Annotated in this window: 16 protein-coding genes; 12 read left to right on the forward strand and 4 right to left on the reverse strand. The window is 65.3% G+C overall.

What is annotated here, in order from left to right:
* From KGM94_RS05870 to KGM94_RS05890, 5 genes are all read left to right on the forward strand, one after another.
* A partial coding sequence (locus KGM94_RS05870) for a hypothetical protein (protein ID WP_300255871.1) occupies positions 1-315 on the forward strand: 315 nt, incomplete at its 5' end.
* Positions 316-456: 141 nt separating this feature from the next.
* Positions 457-1,110, forward strand: coding sequence for a TetR/AcrR family transcriptional regulator (locus KGM94_RS05875; protein WP_300255873.1), 654 nt, complete (start codon positions 457-459; stop codon positions 1,108-1,110).
* The gene (locus KGM94_RS05880; protein WP_300255875.1) at positions 1,107-2,357 is read left to right on the forward strand and encodes an efflux RND transporter periplasmic adaptor subunit; all 1,251 of its coding nucleotides are present in this window, start codon (positions 1,107-1,109) and stop codon (positions 2,355-2,357) included. Before KGM94_RS05875 ends, KGM94_RS05880 begins: the two co-directional genes overlap by 4 nt.
* Complete coding sequence (locus KGM94_RS05885; protein ID WP_300255877.1) at positions 2,354-3,487, forward strand: ABC transporter permease; 1,134 nt, start codon at positions 2,354-2,356, stop codon at positions 3,485-3,487. Before KGM94_RS05880 ends, KGM94_RS05885 begins: the two co-directional genes overlap by 4 nt.
* 1 nt (position 3,488) lies before the next feature.
* Complete coding sequence (locus tag KGM94_RS05890; protein ID WP_300255879.1) at positions 3,489-4,220, forward strand: ABC transporter ATP-binding protein; 732 nt, start codon at positions 3,489-3,491, stop codon at positions 4,218-4,220.
* 130 nt (positions 4,221-4,350) lie between these two features.
* On the opposite strand, the gene KGM94_RS05895 is transcribed toward KGM94_RS05890, so the two are convergent.
* A complete protein-coding gene (locus KGM94_RS05895) occupies positions 4,351-4,503 on the reverse strand; it encodes a hypothetical protein (RefSeq protein ID WP_300255881.1) in 153 nt (50 codons plus the stop codon).
* 463 nt (positions 4,504-4,966) lie between these two features.
* On the opposite strand from KGM94_RS05895, the gene KGM94_RS05900 reads away from it, so the two are divergent.
* The 3 genes from KGM94_RS05900 (at position 4,967) to KGM94_RS05910 (ending at position 9,734) form a co-directional block, all read left to right on the forward strand.
* Positions 4,967-5,230, forward strand: a complete 264-nt coding sequence (locus tag KGM94_RS05900; protein WP_300255883.1) for a hypothetical protein — start codon at positions 4,967-4,969, stop codon at positions 5,228-5,230.
* A gap of 488 nt (positions 5,231-5,718) precedes the next feature.
* Positions 5,719-8,574 carry an autotransporter domain-containing protein gene (locus KGM94_RS05905; protein ID WP_300255886.1) on the forward strand — a complete coding sequence of 952 codons (2,856 nt, stop codon included), beginning with the start codon at positions 5,719-5,721 and terminating at the stop codon, positions 8,572-8,574.
* A 179-nt stretch (positions 8,575-8,753) separates the two neighbouring features.
* A complete protein-coding gene (locus KGM94_RS05910; RefSeq protein WP_300255888.1) occupies positions 8,754-9,734 on the forward strand; it encodes an ABC transporter substrate-binding protein in 981 nt (326 codons plus the stop codon).
* Positions 9,735-9,749: 15 nt separating this feature from the next.
* Here KGM94_RS05910 and KGM94_RS05915 read toward each other — a convergent pair whose 3' ends face one another.
* Positions 9,750-10,715, reverse strand: a complete 966-nt coding sequence (locus tag KGM94_RS05915) for a glyoxylate/hydroxypyruvate reductase A (protein WP_300255890.1) — start codon at positions 10,713-10,715, stop codon at positions 9,750-9,752.
* Positions 10,716-10,844: 129 nt separating this feature from the next.
* Between KGM94_RS05915 and KGM94_RS05920 the strand changes: the two genes are divergently transcribed.
* The 3 genes from KGM94_RS05920 to KGM94_RS05930 all read left to right on the forward strand — a co-directional run bounded on the left by KGM94_RS05920 (position 10,845) and on the right by KGM94_RS05930 (position 13,105).
* On the forward strand, positions 10,845-11,213 hold the full coding sequence (locus KGM94_RS05920) for a YciI family protein (RefSeq protein WP_300255892.1): 369 nt from the start codon (positions 10,845-10,847) through the stop codon (positions 11,211-11,213).
* Positions 11,210-12,511, forward strand: a complete 1,302-nt coding sequence (locus KGM94_RS05925; protein ID WP_300255894.1) for an RNA polymerase sigma factor — start codon at positions 11,210-11,212, stop codon at positions 12,509-12,511. The genes KGM94_RS05920 and KGM94_RS05925 overlap by 4 nt, the downstream gene beginning before the upstream one ends.
* Positions 12,512-12,694: 183 nt before the next feature.
* Positions 12,695-13,105 (forward strand): VOC family protein, encoded by a 411-nt coding sequence (locus KGM94_RS05930; protein ID WP_300255896.1) that lies wholly within the window; start codon positions 12,695-12,697, stop codon positions 13,103-13,105.
* 1 nt (position 13,106) lies between these two features.
* On the opposite strand, the gene KGM94_RS05935 is transcribed toward KGM94_RS05930, so the two are convergent.
* Together KGM94_RS05935 and KGM94_RS05940 are read right to left on the reverse strand one after the other, a co-directional pair.
* Complete coding sequence (locus tag KGM94_RS05935; RefSeq protein WP_300255898.1) at positions 13,107-13,544, reverse strand: hypothetical protein; 438 nt, start codon at positions 13,542-13,544, stop codon at positions 13,107-13,109.
* Positions 13,545-13,565: 21 nt separating this feature from the next.
* Positions 13,566-14,354 carry an SDR family oxidoreductase gene (locus KGM94_RS05940; RefSeq protein WP_300255900.1) on the reverse strand — a complete coding sequence of 263 codons (789 nt, stop codon included), beginning with the start codon at positions 14,352-14,354 and terminating at the stop codon, positions 13,566-13,568.
* Positions 14,355-14,686: 332 nt separating this feature from the next.
* Between KGM94_RS05940 and KGM94_RS05945 the strand changes: the two genes are divergently transcribed.
* The gene (locus tag KGM94_RS05945) at positions 14,687-15,052 is read left to right on the forward strand and encodes a hypothetical protein (protein ID WP_300255902.1); all 366 of its coding nucleotides are present in this window, start codon (positions 14,687-14,689) and stop codon (positions 15,050-15,052) included.
* Positions 15,053-15,059: the final 7 nt, after the last annotated feature.

Below are 15,059 nucleotides of genomic sequence, written 5' to 3' on the forward strand. Positions count from 1 at the left end.
GCCAGGGGCAAGGGACCGGTCAGCGACCAACTCAAGATTGCGCCTTCCGATCTGACGGTGCTGGCGAGGAACAGCAACGGGGTCTTTCCCGCGAGCGCCGTCTATGAAACCATCGACGGGTCGCGGACAATTCGCGCGCACGGCACCCGCGACATGCCCATCTGGGGCGAGCGGTTCAACCCCATCGTCGGCCTGCCCCACAACGTCGATCCGTCCTATTGGAAGCTGGCCGGTCCGGAGCAAAGCCCGGAGGTCGTCGTGCGCAGGCGCATCCTTGCCATCATCGACTATCTGAAAAGCGTCCAGCAGAAGTAGCGACCGGCGATCGCCGATTGCGTGCGGGGCAGGTTTCCGGCCCGGCGGTCTCCCTGCGCCCGGTCCACCCGTTCCAATCGCGAGGCGGGCGTTGACTTCGCCCCTCAAAGATAGTAATTAATTACTATCTTTGAGGTCGCGATGAACGAAAAGTACCTGTCCGCCGAGGAGCGCCGCCGGCTGACCGTCGAAACGGTCGTGTCGCTCGCAGCGGCGCAAAACCCGAGCGAGATCACGACCGCGGCGATCGCGGCGCGAATGCACGTGACGCAGGGCGCCCTGTTTCGCCATTTTCCGAGCAAGGACGCGATCTGGCAGGCGGTCATGGAATGGGTGACCGATCGGCTGCTCGACGGCATCGATCGGGCGGCGGCGGGCGAAGCGTCCCCGGTCGAAGCGCTCCGGGCCATGTTCATGCGCCACGTCGAGTTCGTCATCGCCCACCCCGGGGTGCCCCGAATCCTGTTCGGCGAATTGCAGCGCGCGGAAGCGACGCCGGCCAAGACCGTCGCGCGAAGTCTGCTGCAGCAATACGCGCGGCGGATCTCCGGAAAGCTGGAACAGGCGAAGGCCGCCCGCGAGGTGGGGAGCGACACCGACATCGAGGCCGCCGCCATCCTTTTCATCGGAACGATCCAGGGACTGGTCATGCAGTCGATGCTGTCCGGCGATCTGCAAGCGGCCAGCTCCAACGCGCCGAGAGTTCTCGGGATCTATCTGCGGGGGCTGGGAGCGGGCCGCGCGATCCGCATCGACGGCGCGATCTCCCGGCGCAAGAGGCCTGTGCGATCATGAGTGCATCACCGACATCGACCCGTGCCGCCGGGACTGCGGCCGACGCCGGGACATCCTCGGCGAAACTGCGTGTCGTGACGGCTCTTCGCCGGCCGTTCGTCCGGTACGTCCTGATGGGCGTGACGGGGCTTGCTGCGATTCTGGCGATCGTCGCCGTCGTCAACAACCGCCCCGTTCGCGTCGATGCGGCGACGGTCGAACGCGACGTCGCCGTCCGCGTGTTCGGCCTCGGCACGGTCGAAGCGCGCGTGATGTCCAAGATCGGCTTCGAGGTCGGCGCGACGCTCGTCGAGTTGAACGCCGATCATGGCGACCGTGCCGCCAAGGGCCAGCTTCTGGCCCGGTTGAGCTTCGGCGAACAGGAGGCCAAGGTCACGCGCGCCAAGGCTGCGCTCGAGATCGCCGAGGTGAACATCACGCGGGCGGATGCGAACCTGGAGAAGGCGCGGGCCGTCCTCGCCCAGAAGCAGGAAGCAAACCGGCGCAAGCAGACCCTGGTCGGGCGCGACATCGTCTCCCAGCAGGTCGCGGAGGAGACGGCGCGCGACGAGGCCGTGGCGCGAGCGGACGCGATCCTCGCGGAGGCCGAGATCGCGAGCACCCGGGCGCAGCTGACCGATGCCCGAGCGCAACTCACGTTCGAAGAGACGATGCTGGGACATCGCACGCTCGTGGCCCCCTACGATGCGATCGTCATCGAGCGGTTCAAGGAACTGGGCACCGTCGTGAAGGCCGGAGATCCGATCTTCACGCTCGTTGCGGCCGATTCGTACTGGGGGCTGGCCTACGTCGACGAGGCACGCGCCGGCTACATCGCGGAGGGGCAGCGGGTCGACGCCCGCCTGCGCTCGCGCCCGCAGGAGGCCTTCACCGGCAAGGTCGTGCGGATCGGGCTCGAGAGCGACCGCGTGACCGAGGAACGGCGCGTGTTCGTCAAGGGCGACAATCCGCCGCCGCGCGTATTTCTGGGCGAGCAGGTGGAATTCCTGATCACCGTTGCGAACCTCGAACAGGCGCTGCTCGTGCCGGAGGCGGCCGTCCACGGCTACAACGGACGCGAGGGCACCGTGTGGACCGTCGAGGACGGCCGACTGCACCGGCGCCTCGTCAGGTTCCGCCATCGCACCGAGGACTCGCGCCTCGAGATCGTCGGAGGCCTGCCGGACGGCGCGCGCGTGGCGAGGCGCATCGAGCCCGGTTTCCGCGAGGGCCGCTCCGCCTGGGTCGGCGAAGGCGGGACGCCATGAATCTCGCCTACCGCGACATCAGGCACAACCTTGGCCGTTTCCTCCTGACCTGCATGGGGCTGGGACTGCTGCTCGGCGTCGTGCTGGCGATGATCGGCATCTATCGCGGGCTGGTCGTCGAAGCCCTGACCGTCCCGCGCTCTCCGGCCGTCGATCTGTGGATCGTGGAGGCCAACACGCGCGGTCCTTTCGCGGAAGCCTCGCGAATCCCCGGCGACGTTCGCGAGGCGATTGCGCGCATCGCCGGCGTCGCGGCGGCCGGCAGCGTCACCTTCCAGACCGTGGAGACCGAGCATGCGGGCGGCAAGCTCAGGCTCTACGTCATCGGTTACGAGCCGACGCGTCCGGGAGGTCCCCCGGAGGTCGTGGAAGGGCGCGAGATCGGGCGCAGTCATTACGAGATGGTCGCCGACCGGAGCACGGGACTCGGCCTCGGCGAGCGCATCCGTCTCGGCCGAAACGTGTTCACCGTCGTCGGGCTGACCCAACAACAGGTCAACTCCGGCGGAGATCCCGTCGTCTACGTGACCCTGCTCGACGCCCAGAAACTGCAGTTCGACCTGGCTCCGCCGGCCGCCCGCGTGCAACTGGCGCGCGGCACCGGCGGCTTCAACCGGGACACCGTCAACGCGGTCATCGCGCGGCTGGACCGTGACGCGTCGCCGGATGCCGTGGCGCAGGCGGTGCGCCGCTGGAAGCACCTTTCGGCCATCACGCAGGAGGAGCAGGAACTGATCCTCACGCGCTCGCTGGTCGACCGCGCAAGACGCCAGATCGGGCTCTTCACCTCGCTCCTGCTGATCGTCTCCGCGGTGATCATCGCGCTGATCATCTACACGATGACCATGGAGAAGCTGAAGCAGATCGCCACCCTCAAGCTGATCGGCGCGCCGGACCGGACCATCATCGGCATGGTCGTGCAGCAGGCCCTGGCGCTCGGCCTCATCGGCTTCGCCATCGGCGCCGGTCTGATCGCGAACATCAAGGACCACTTTCCGCGGCGCGTGGTCCTCGAATCCGACAACGTCGCCATCCTCGGCCTGATCGTGTTCGTCGTCTGCCTTCTGTCCAGCGGTCTCGGCGTCCGCGCCGCGCTTCGGGTCGATCCCGCGACGGCACTCGGAGGCTGACATGGCGCCTGCCGGAACGGCTCGTCCGCTGGTGCGGCTCGAACACCTCTCCAAGCATTTCGGCGAAGGCGAGACCCGGGTCGATGCCTTGCGCGACGTCTCGCTCGACGTCTATCCGGGCCAGGTCGTCGCGCTGCTCGGTCCGTCGGGCTCGGGCAAGTCGACGCTTCTCAACATCATCGGCTGCATCCTCGATCCGTCGTCGGGCTCCATGGAGCTCGACGGAGAGGCGGTGCTGGAAGACGGTCACTGGTTGACGCACGACCTTCGCCGGCTGCGGCTCGACAAGGTCGGATTCGTCTTCCAGTTCCACAACCTGATTCCGTTTCTCGACGCCACCGACAACGTCGCCCTCGTGCTTCGATTGGCGGGCGTGGACGCGGCAGCGGCCCGTACCCGCGCGATCGAACTGCTCGACTACCTCGAAGTCGGGCACCGTCGCAGCGCCATGCCGGCCAAGCTCTCGGGCGGCGAGGCGCAGCGCGTTGCGATCGCGCGCGCCCTGGCCAACCGGCCGCGGATCATCCTCGCCGACGAACCGACGGCCGCCCTCGATTCCAAACGGGCGAGGATCGTCATGGATCTCCTGCGCAAGGTGGCGATCGAGCAGGACGCGGCCATCATCGCAGTCACCCACGACGAGAAGATATTCGATCGCTTCGATCGCATCTTCAACCTGCGCGATGGCCTGCTGGAAGCGGAGCCGCAGCTGACGACCGGCGCGAGCGAATGACGTTGCTATGACCTGCCTCCGGTTCACCACGTTCTCCAGCGGATCTCTTGGTTGGCGCTGCGCCCCGTGGCGCGTTTTGATGGCTGGCCGGTGGTTGGCAGGGCCACCGGCCAAATCATGCTCTTGCGGCTCACACGTGCGGATTGACGATGGCGTAGCCATGGAGTGACCGGGCATGGATGCGCGTGGCATGGCCGCCGGAATTGGCATCGTAGGCCATCCAGACGTCGCCGCCTACGTGCTGCTCCAGGACGAACACATGACCGCGTCTTGCGGCAACCATTCCCGGGGCTGGCGTTGCACGCGGAAAACGAAGCCAATTGGACGCCAGGTTCAACTCCGGGACGATACGGCCGAAGACGCGTATGGCCGCGCCGCAGCCGCAGAACGATCGAGGACACCCGGCCGGGCGACCGCCGACGACTTGGCCGGTGCCGACACTTGCTTCGGAAGGCACTGAGCGAACGCTACCCATTGCGTATGACTGTGATAGCTGCGCTCGACGTGCGACGCGCACCATCTTCGGTCCCTGTGACTGCGCAAACGAGAAATCGCATGGCATGATCACGTTGCATTCTTTGGGCGGGCTTGTGTGGAGGGGGCGTGCTTCGGAAGAGACCGAGGCAGCGATGACCAAAACTGACGCAACAAGTACTCGCTGAAACATGCAGGACTCCGTTGAGAGGGTGTCCTGCCCCGGCCCTAGAAGCCATCGTGAATCAGGCCGAATTGAGCCTGAAAAGTCCATGAATCATGGCTACGGAACGTTTACAGCCGGGATGGGTGACAGCGGCGGGGGCGGTGAACTCGAAATTGGCGGCAAGGATATCGGCGGTATCGCGCTTCATGCTGCCGCGCGGGTGATGGCCAAAGCCGATGCCGATGAGATGCCTGTATCCGGCGTCGTAACTGGTCTGGTGGCCGGCGCTGGCCTGAAATTCCTGGAGCGAGGATCTTGCGACTTGAAGGGCCTTTCTGGATGCTGGGACCCATGCGCGACTGTTAGCTGAGGGGGGCGTGAATAGTCGCCTATGGTCGAGGATGCAGCGGGTGTCGAATGCGCCGGAACTCTCGTCATGATTTCTGAATGCGCGCTTTGGGCGGCTACTCGTCAACGCGCCGATGTCGGGTCTTTCGGCTAAGGAGAAACGTTCGGCTCTGTCAGAGCATTGTCGTTCTTGACCCGTCGCGACATCTATTGCGGTGCAGCGGCATATCCGGAGTGCCCCAATCTGGACTTGCGTCGACGTTCCGCCTGTTGCCGCGCCGCCACGGTTCAGGCAAATCTGCCTGCTTTTTGAGCAAAGGATTGCTGGGCTCGGGAAATCCTGCTGGATTGCGGTTGGAATCGAAACACCGACCGGAGCTTTTTTGCGGCGCGTAAGCTTCGCCACCAATTGGGGCGGTAGCTCGCCCGGCACCAGCGTCGACGCCAATGGCTATGGCGGCGGCAGACAAGAGTTTGCGCACCAGCGTTCGCGATGGGAAGCTGTTGGGAATGGCGCAGGTGATGATCGGACCTTCGCAGATCTTACGCGCCCACGGGGTCGATCCGCGGCAGCGTCGAACCGGCGCAAGGCGCCGCGTGCTGCTCTGCACCACCTCCCTGGTCGCGCTGGGATGGCTGGCGACGACCGTGCCGTCGTGCGCCGCTGATAACTGGACCGGCGCCATCTCGAATTTCTGGTTTATTGGCGCCAACTGGGACGCCGGCGTCCCGACCTCTGCGACGGACGTCGCCATCGGACGTTTCTCTGCACCATATTATCCGGTGATCCAATCCTCACCTTTTTTCACAGCCGACGCGCAAACGGGGAGCATCCTGGTCTTAGGGCCCGATTCCTCACCTTTTGCGCCCGGCGCACTGACACTCCAGAACGGGGCCAATCTGACCAACCAGAATGACGCCAGCATCGTAGGTGGGGGCGTGGTGACAGTTACGGGGAGTTCGGTCTGGACGAACACTGGTCCTGCCGGAACGACTGGTATCAGCGGTACGATTGTTGTGGGAGCAACCGGTGGCTCGTACGCGTACACGAACTTTCTGAACATCCAGACCTCTGGCAAAGTGATTACTACGAACCTGGAAATCGGCGAAGTAGGTGCGATAGGCGTCGTAACCGTAGACGGATCAGGCTCAAGCCTGGAAGTTTCCAACAGTCTCAAGGTTGGCGCCGGCAGCCTCGGCGTCGGCACACTGACTATCCAAGACGGCGGTAGCTTGAGGACCAGCGGCCATACTGGCGCTGAGATTGGCCATAGGGAATCTTTCGCGACCAGCACCATAACGCTAAAGGGCCAGAGTTCGCTCTGGTTCAATGGCACCGGTCCTATAATCGTTGGCGCCTCCGGCACAGGCACGCTGAACATCCGGGACGCCACAAACCTGGTGTCGGATGGGCCCATAATAATCGCCAGAGACATCGGCTCGTTTGGCACGCTCAATATCGGCGCTGAGCTCGGTCAGGTTGCAGCACAGCCCGGCGGGCTGACGACCCCGTTCATCCTCTTCGGGGCCCTCTTCGGGGGCGGGGCCGGCACCGGCCAGATCGTCTTCAACCACACCTCCTCGAACTACGTCCTTGATGCTTTCATCGCCGGTCCGGGCGCGGTGCGGGTCGAGGCCGGCCGCACCATCCTGACCGCCAACAGCGATTATACCGGCCCGACCACCATCAACGGCGGCATTCTCAGCATCAACGGTTCGATTGCGTCATCGAGCCTGACCACGGTCAATACCGGCGGCACCCTCGGCGGCAATGGTGTTGTCGGCAACACCCTGATCAATGGCGGCACGCTGTCGCCCGGCAATTCCATCGGGCTCTTGGCTGTGCAGGGCGGCCTCACCTTCACGGCGGCGTCGACCTATCTGGTGGAGGTCTCGCCCGCCAACGCCGACCGCACCAACGTCACGGGCGCCGCAACGCTGGGCGGCGCCACCGTGAATGCGGTGTTCGCCAATGGTAGCTACCTCCCCAGGCAATACACCATCCTGAACGCGAGCGGCGGCGTGTCCAGCACTTTCGCATCGGGCGTCGTCAACACCAACTTGCCAAACAACTTCAAGACGGCACTGAGCTACGACGCCAACGATGTCTACCTCAACCTGACGGCACAACTCGGCGGCAGCAGCGGCGGGACCAACGGCAATCAGCAGAGTGTCGCAAACGGCATCAACAACGCTTTCAATGCCGGGGGCGCCCTGCCGCCGGGCTTTGTCAACCTGTTCAGCCTGTCCGGCGCGCCGCTTGCCAATGCGCTGACGCAAATCTCCGGCGAGACCGGCACTGGTGCGCAGCAGGTGACCTTCAACGCCATGAATCAATTCATGGGCGTGATGACCGATCCGTTCATCATGGGACGCGGTGATCCTTTCAGCGGAGGCGGTAGCCCGAACGCCTATGCCGACGAGAACATGGCCTATGCGTCATCTGCACGCGGTCGCTCGGTGAGTGAACGCGACGCCTATGCTGCGATTTACGCCAAGGCGCCGCCACTTGCGCCGCCGTTCCTGCAGCGCTGGAACGTGTGGGCCGCCGGCTTCGGCGGTTCGCAGCGCACCGACGGCAATGCGGTCGTCGGCTCCGGCGACACGCGTAGCAGTCTCTACGGCGTCGCGGTCGGCGCCGATTATCGCATCTCGCCGAACACGATTGCCGGGTTTGCGCTGGCCGGTGGCGGCACCAATTTCAGCGTCAACAATCTTGGTAGCGGGCACTCCGACCTGTTCCAGGCCGGCGGCTTCATCCGCCACGATGTCGGGGCTGTATATCTGACCGGCGCGCTGGCCTACGGCTGGCAGGACATTGCCACCGATCGCACCGTGACGGTCGCCGGCCTCGATCAGCTCCACGCCAGATTCAATGCCAGCGCCTGGTCAGGTCGCGTCGAGGGCGGATATCGCTTCACCGCGCAGGGCTTTGGCATCACCCCTTACGCCGCAGGCCAATTCACCACCTTCGAGCTGCCGACTTATTCGGAGCAGGCGATCGTGGGCGCCAACACGTTTGCGCTGACCTACAACGCCAGGAGCGTCACCGATACGCGCAGCGAACTCGGCATCCGCACCGACAAATCATTCGCGATGGCCGATGGCATTCTGACGCTGCGCGGGCGCCTCGCATGGGCGCACGACTTCAACCCCGACCGCAACGTCGCCGCGACCTTCCTGACGCTGCCGGGGGCGAGCTTCGTCGTGAACGGGGCGGCAATGGCCACAGACGCGGCGCTCGTGACTGCCGCCATCGAGAAGAAATGGCTCAACGGCTGGTCGGCGGCGGCAACCTTCGAAGGCGAGTTTTCGAACGTCACCACCTCCTATGCCGGCAAAGGCATCGCCCGCTACGTGTGGTGATGTCCACTCGTGGCCCGAATGTAAAGTCCGAGCGGCATCATCAGTTATCGGTTGTCGGGAGTAGACCGGGAGTGGCTGAGGCCCGGCCAGACCGACGGTCGTGATCCACAGCAGACGTGGTTCGGACGTGCTAGATTGAGCGCGGCAATCGATTGTCGGTTGGCATGGCGGGGGCTTGCATGAGACGACGCGAATTCATCTCCGCGCTCGGCGGCGTAGCGGCGTGGCCATTGGCGGCGCGGGCGCAGCGGCTGACGAAGGTTCCCCGGATCGGCGTGCTCTGGCAGGGAGCGAGTGCCGAGACCCACCCTTACTACAGGCCGTTGCGAGATGGCTTCAAGGCTGCCGGTTATGCCGAGGGCAGCTTGATTTTCGAGGACCGGTTTTTCGACAAGAATTCCGAAAACGTGGACGTGTTGGCAAAGCAGCTCGTTGATTTGAATTGCGACGTGTTGATGGGGATAACGATCCCGCCGGCCTTCGCACTTCGGAGGGCAACAAGCACCATTCCCATTGTTTTCGTATTCAATCCGAATCCGGTGGGATCAGGTCTTGTGTCGAGCCTCAATCACCCCGGTGGAAATGTCACGGGGATTGCGCACGTCACGGCCTATCTTGCAGCGAAGCGCGTGGAACTGCTCAGGGATACCATTCCCGGATTGGCGAGCGTGGCAATGATCTACGACCCGAGCCCTGGCTTTCAATTCGCCACCCGCCCGGAGCTGGAGGATACCCGAACGGCGGCGAACCAGCTCGGGCTGTCATTCGAGTCATTCGAATGCGGCGGTCCGGAAGCCCTCGAAGAAGCCTTTTCAAGGGCGAGCAGGTCTGGCGCCGTGATACTTGGTGCCAGTGTCTGGCATGTCTTCAATCTGAAGCGAATTGCAGAACTGGCCATTGAACGAAAGCTGGCAGTGATCAGTCAGGCTGACGATTATCCTGAAGCAGGGCTCCTGATGTCTTACGGAGCCAATTGGAAAACCGTCGCGCGGGAAGCGGCATCATTGGTCAAGAAGATTCTCGAAGGCGAAAGGCCCGAAAACATTCCGGTTCAGGAGCCAACGACGTTTGACCTGGTATTCAACCTCAAAACGGCGCAGGCGCTCGGTCTGCAAGTCCCGCCAATCATGCTGGCACGAGCGACGAGAGTCATCGACTGACGGTGAGTACGCGGCCTAGTACCCCCGTCCCCGGTCCACCACGTTCTCCAATTCGCCGCCCGCCTCGAACCGCGCGATCTGCGCCGCCACGTATTTTGAAATCTCGTCCGGGTCGGTGTCCGCCGCATTGTGCGGCGTCAGCACCACCTTTGGGTGGGTCCAGAACGGACTGTCCGGCGGCAGCGGCTCCTGCACGAAGACGTCGAGCGAGACCGCGCCCAGCGTGCCGTCGCCGAGACAGGCGAGAATGTCAGCCTCGTTCTGCAAGGCGCCGCGGCCGGCGTTGATCAGCACGGGCGCGCCGAGCGGGCTGCCGCGATGGAGTTTTGAAAAGACGTCGCGATCGAGGATGCCGCGCGTGTCCGGCGTCGCCGGCAGCAGGCACACGAGGATGTCGGTCTGCCGCAAGAAGGCGTCCATGCCTTCCGCGCCGTGGAAGCAGGCGACGCCGTCGATGGTTCGTGGGCTGCGGCTCCAGCCGGCGACGCGGAAGCCGATCCGCCGCAGCGCTCCCGCCGCATCCGCGCCGAGCGTGCCCAGCCCCATGATCCCGACCGTGAGCGCGGCGGCCGGCCACTGGTGCTTCGGCGCCCAGACCTTCGCGGCTTGCGACTGTCGCAGATAGAGCTCCTGCCGGTGGTGCATCAGCACGTGCAGCACGACGTATTCGGTCATGCGCGAGGTGAGATCGGGCACGGCGACGCGCACCAGCGGCACGTCGGGCAGGCTCTTGTCCGCCATCAGCGCGTCGACGCCGGCGCCGAGATTGAAGATCACGCGCAGGTTCGGAAAGCCGCCGAGCTCGCCGGGAACCGGCTTCCACACCGCGGCATAGCGCACTTCTGCCGGGTCAAGGCTCGCATCCGGCATCAGCGCCACGCGCCGGTCGGCGCACACCGCGTCAAACCGCGCCTTCCAGCGCGCCGGCGACCAGTTTTCCGTGCCGCCGTGGATCAATAGCGCCAGTGCGCCCTTCGTCATGCCTCATGCCCCCTTATGCCGCAGCCTCATTGCCATGATCCGTCGATAGTTTCCCGCAAAATATTTCCGCTTTGCTGTCGGGCCGAGGCATAGTGGCGCGTCTTCAATTGAGAACAGGACGTGCCGCCCATGCTTTACGCCATCCTTTGCTACCACGATGAGGATTTTGTCGGTTCCTGGAGCAAGGAACAGGACGCGGCCGTGATGACGAAGCTCGCCGTGGTGCAGGAGAAGCTCGCGAGGGAGGGCCGGCTCGGCCCGGTGGCGCGGCTGCTGCCGACCACGGCGGCGGCGACGCTGCGCAAGGAAGACCCGCCGCTGGTGCTGGACGGGCCCTATGCCGAGACCAAGGAGCAGCTGCTCGGCTTCTACATCATCGACTGCAGGAATCTCGACGACGCACTCGACGTCGCGCGTGAGCTCGGGGCGGCCAATCCCGGCGGCGCCTACGAGATCCGTCCCGTCGGCATGTTCGCACCGGGAGGTCAATTGAAATGAGCGAGACCGACGCCGCCTGGATCGATGCCGCGCTGACCTCGGCGCGTCCGCAGGCGGTCGGCGCGCTCCTGCGCTATTTCCGTAACCTCGACACCGCGGAAGAGGCGTTCCAGAACGCGTGCCTGCGCGCGCTGAAGACCTGGCCGCAGAACGGGCCGCCGCGCGATGCCGCGGCCTGGCTGATCATGGTCGGCCGCAACGTCGCGATCGACGAGGTGCGCCGCGCCCGCCGGCAGGCGCCGCTGCCGGAGGACGATCACGCGATCTCCGATCTCGACGACGCCGAGGGCGCGATCGCCGAGCGGCTCGACGGCTCGCACTACCGCGACGACATTTTGCGGCTGATGTTCATCTGCTGCCATCCGGAGCTGCCGGCGACGCAGCAGATCGCGCTGGCGCTGCGCATCGTCTCCGGTCTCTCGGTGAAGCAGATCGCGCGCGCCTTCCTGGTTTCCGACGCCGCGATGGAGCAGCGCATCACCCGCGCCAAGGCGCGCATCGGCGAGGCGAACGTGCCGTTCGAGGCGCCCGGCGCGGTCGAGCGCGCCGAGCGGCTCGCCGCCGTCGCGGCGATGATCTACCTGATCTTCAACGAAGGCTATTCGGCCGGCGGCGATACCGCGGAGCTGCGCAAGCCGCTGTGCGAGGAGGCGATCCGGCTGGCGCGGCTCCTGCTGCGGCTGTTTCCGAGCGAGCCGGAGATCATGGGGCTGACCGCGCTCCTGCTGCTGCAGCATGCGCGAAGCCGCGCGCGCTTTGCCGCCGACGGCTCGCTGATCCTGCTCGAGGACCAGGACCGCACGCTGTGGAGTCCTCCGATGATCGCCGAAGGGCTCGCGCTGATCGACAAGGCGATGCGCCACCACAGGAGCGGGCCCTACCAGATCCAGGCCGCGATCGCCGCGCTGCACGCCCGCGCCGCGCGGCCCGAGGACACCGACTGGGCGCAGATCGACCTGCTCTATGGCGCGCTGGAGGTGGTGCAGCCGTCGCCCGTGGTGACGCTCAACCACGCCGTCGCGGTCTCCAAGGTGCGGGGCGCGGAAGCAGCGCTTGCGATGATCGAGCCGCTCGCGCCGAGACTTGCCAACTACTTCCACTTCCACGGCGTGCGCGGCGCCTTCCTGATGCAGCTCGGCCGCAATGACGAGGCGAGAGCGGCCTTTGACCGCGCCATCGCGCTCGCCAACACCTCCGCCGAGGCCGCCCATATCCGCATGCATCTCGACCGCCTGATCCGCGACAGTCAGACGAAGGGAGCCAAGGAGGGGATCAAGGAAGGCACCAAGGCGAAGTAGGGGGCCCTCCGCCATGGGAACACATACAAGGTCTGGTGTCAGGCTCGGCGAGCCGAACCCAAGATGTACTGTGCATGGGGTTGTTCCGCAGATTTCGAGCGCCGAGTTCACAATGACGCCGCAGGTGCCCGCCAATCTGAAGGCGCTCACCGAGAGCTGGAATCCGGCAAGGGAGACGATGTCATGCTCAACGCCTATGTGTTCTTCGACGGCCAGTGCGAGGCGGCGTTCAAATATTACGAGAAGGAGCTCGGCGGAAAGATCGAGGCGCTGATGCGCAACAAGGATGCGCCACCCGGCATGCCCTATCCGCCCGAGCGCAAGGAGATGATCATGCACGGCCGCATGGTGATCGACGGCCAGGTGCTGATGGCTTCCGACGTGCCGCCCGAGCATTTTCAGAAGCCGCAGGGCTTTTCCGTTTCGCTGCAGGTCGCCGACCTCGGCGAGGCCGAGCGCAAGTTCAAGGCGCTGTCGAAGGGCGGCAACGTCAGCATGCCGTTTGCGAAGACCTTTTGGGCCAAGGGGTTTGGCAGCTGCACCGACCAGTTCGGCATTCCCTGGATGGTGAACTGCCCGGCCGAGGGCATGTAGGCTAGCGGCAGCGCGGGTAGATCGCGGCGAGCTCGCGGCCGCGCAGCACCAGGAGTCGCGACGTCAGGCCGCCGCGGCTCGCGATCCAGTTGCGCACCGCGCCCGGATAGGCTTGCAGCACGAGCTCGGTGGCTTCCGGCTCGGCATAGGAGCGGCCGCGCCGGTCGACCGAGCGCGCGGCATGGAAGCCGAGCGCCGCGCGCCTGGTGACGCAGATGCGATTGCCCGGCACCATGCTCAGCACCAGCGTGCAGGCGGACAGGCAGGGCCCGTCGATCACCACCCGCTCGCCGGACTCGCGCACCTTCTCGAACAGGTCGAGGAACGGCCCGACCTGTCCGCCGGGACTTTGCAGGATGCGGATTTCGGCGGAGGCGGGCAGGGCGGCGAGCAGGGTGAAGGTGAGCGTCGCGGTCTTGATGAGGGCAGCGTGTCGCATGAGACGCTCCACAGGTTCTGCCTATCCGTTCCGCCGCGCCCCCCGCAGCGTCGGCAGGCCGATGCCGGCCGCATCGAAGCCGCCATCGACGGCCAAAATTTGGCCGGTGATGTAACTCGATCGGTCCGAGCACAAGAAGAAGACCGCTTCCGCCAGTTCCTCCTCGAGCCCATAGCGGTTGAGCGGGATGGCGTCGTGATAGTCGGCGCGGATCTCGGCCGTGTGCACCTGTTTCGCCATCGCGGTGTCGACCGGCCCCGGCGCGACCGCGTTGACGCGGATGTTGAGCTGCGCCAGTTCCACCGCGAGCTGCTTGGTCAGATGCGCAAGCCCGGCCTTGCTGGTGCCGTAGGCCGAGCGCAGCGTCGAGGCGCGCACCGCCGAGATCGAGGTGATGTTGACGATGGCGCCGCCGCCCTGCTCGCGCATCAGTGGCACCGCGGCCTTGGTGCAGAGGAAGGGGCCGGTGAGGTTGACCTCCAGCACGCGGGCCCAGTCGGAATCCGAGGTCTCCATCAGCGGCGCGAACACCGCGATCCCGGCATTGTTGACCAGCGCGTCGAGCCGGCCGAAGCGGCTCGCGATCGCGGCCATTGCAGTTCCCACCGCGGCTGCGTCGGAAACGTCGCAGGTGATCGCCAGCGTGCTATCGGGATTGTTCAGCGCCGCTGCCGCGCTCGCCTGCAGATCTCCCTCGATGTCGAGCAGCGCCACGCGCCAGCCCTCCGCGAGGAACTTCTTGGCCGTCGCCAGCCCGATGCCGCGCGCGGCTCCGGTGACGAGGGCGACTTTGGCGGGAGAGGAGATCATGACGCGGTCCTTTGCTCGGGCCTGCGGCATGACAGTTTAGTTGGTCCCGTGCAAGGATCACACTAAGGATCACAATGGGGGACCGACGTATCTGAGGCGGCTTATGTCGGATTGTCCCTGCTCGGGGAATTCAAGCGTCGGCGTGACGTGGCCGATGAGATCGCGGCGTGGCCCAATCAGCACGGCATGTTCGCGCGCCGGCAGGCGAGCCATCGGGTCCCGGCCTCGGAAATTATTTTCGCCCGCCTGTCGGTATTGCAAGACCTGCTTCGTCCTGTTGATGAGTGCGGGACATCGTCACGAGATCAATTCAAAAACGGAGAGCAGTACCCATGAGCAGCAACGACACCTTCCTCGCCGTCTTTCTCGGTAGCAAGACCAGTCCCAAGATGGCAGCCTGGAACGCGCTGCCGGAGGCCGAGCGGAAGTCCAGGGAACAGCAGGGAATGGCGGCCTGGCACGCCTGGGTCGAAAAGCACCAGGGCGCGATCGTCGCCATGGGCGGTCCGCTCGGCAAGACCAAGAAGATCGACGCGGCCGGCATCGCCGATATCGCCAACGAGATGGGCGCCTTCACCGTGGTGCGCGCCGCCTCGCACGAGGCCGCCGCAAAGATGTTCGAGAACCACCCGCATTTTGCGATCTTCCCCGGCGAGAAGGTCGAGGTGATGCCGGTGCTGCCGATCCCGGGCGGCTAATGCTCGG

It is taken from the genome of Bradyrhizobium sp., from assembly GCF_028868675.1.
Classification (GTDB): Bacteria; Pseudomonadota; Alphaproteobacteria; order Rhizobiales; family Xanthobacteraceae; genus Bradyrhizobium.

Coding starts and splice junctions, on each gene's coding strand:
- KGM94_RS05935 (WP_300255898.1), bottom strand. CDS start 13,544: ATGCGACACGCTGCCCTCATCAAGACCGCGACGCTCACCTTCACCCTG.
- KGM94_RS05925 (WP_300255894.1), top strand. CDS start 11,210: ATGAGCGAGACCGACGCCGCCTGGATCGATGCCGCGCTGACCTCGGCG.
- KGM94_RS05880 (WP_300255875.1), top strand. CDS start 1,107: ATGAGTGCATCACCGACATCGACCCGTGCCGCCGGGACTGCGGCCGAC.
- KGM94_RS05900 (WP_300255883.1), top strand. CDS start 4,967: ATGAATCATGGCTACGGAACGTTTACAGCCGGGATGGGTGACAGCGGC.
- KGM94_RS05905 (WP_300255886.1), top strand. CDS start 5,719: ATGGCGCAGGTGATGATCGGACCTTCGCAGATCTTACGCGCCCACGGG.
- KGM94_RS05920 (WP_300255892.1), top strand. CDS start 10,845: ATGCTTTACGCCATCCTTTGCTACCACGATGAGGATTTTGTCGGTTCC.
- KGM94_RS05910 (WP_300255888.1), top strand. CDS start 8,754: ATGAGACGACGCGAATTCATCTCCGCGCTCGGCGGCGTAGCGGCGTGG.
- KGM94_RS05895 (WP_300255881.1), bottom strand. CDS start 4,503: ATGGTTGCCGCAAGACGCGGTCATGTGTTCGTCCTGGAGCAGCACGTA.
- KGM94_RS05890 (WP_300255879.1), top strand. CDS start 3,489: ATGGCGCCTGCCGGAACGGCTCGTCCGCTGGTGCGGCTCGAACACCTC.
- KGM94_RS05940 (WP_300255900.1), bottom strand. CDS start 14,354: ATGATCTCCTCTCCCGCCAAAGTCGCCCTCGTCACCGGAGCCGCGCGC.
- KGM94_RS05885 (WP_300255877.1), top strand. CDS start 2,354: ATGAATCTCGCCTACCGCGACATCAGGCACAACCTTGGCCGTTTCCTC.
- KGM94_RS05875 (WP_300255873.1), top strand. CDS start 457: ATGAACGAAAAGTACCTGTCCGCCGAGGAGCGCCGCCGGCTGACCGTC.
- KGM94_RS05930 (WP_300255896.1), top strand. CDS start 12,695: ATGCTCAACGCCTATGTGTTCTTCGACGGCCAGTGCGAGGCGGCGTTC.
- KGM94_RS05915 (WP_300255890.1), bottom strand. CDS start 10,715: ATGACGAAGGGCGCACTGGCGCTATTGATCCACGGCGGCACGGAAAAC.
- KGM94_RS05945 (WP_300255902.1), top strand. CDS start 14,687: ATGAGCAGCAACGACACCTTCCTCGCCGTCTTTCTCGGTAGCAAGACC.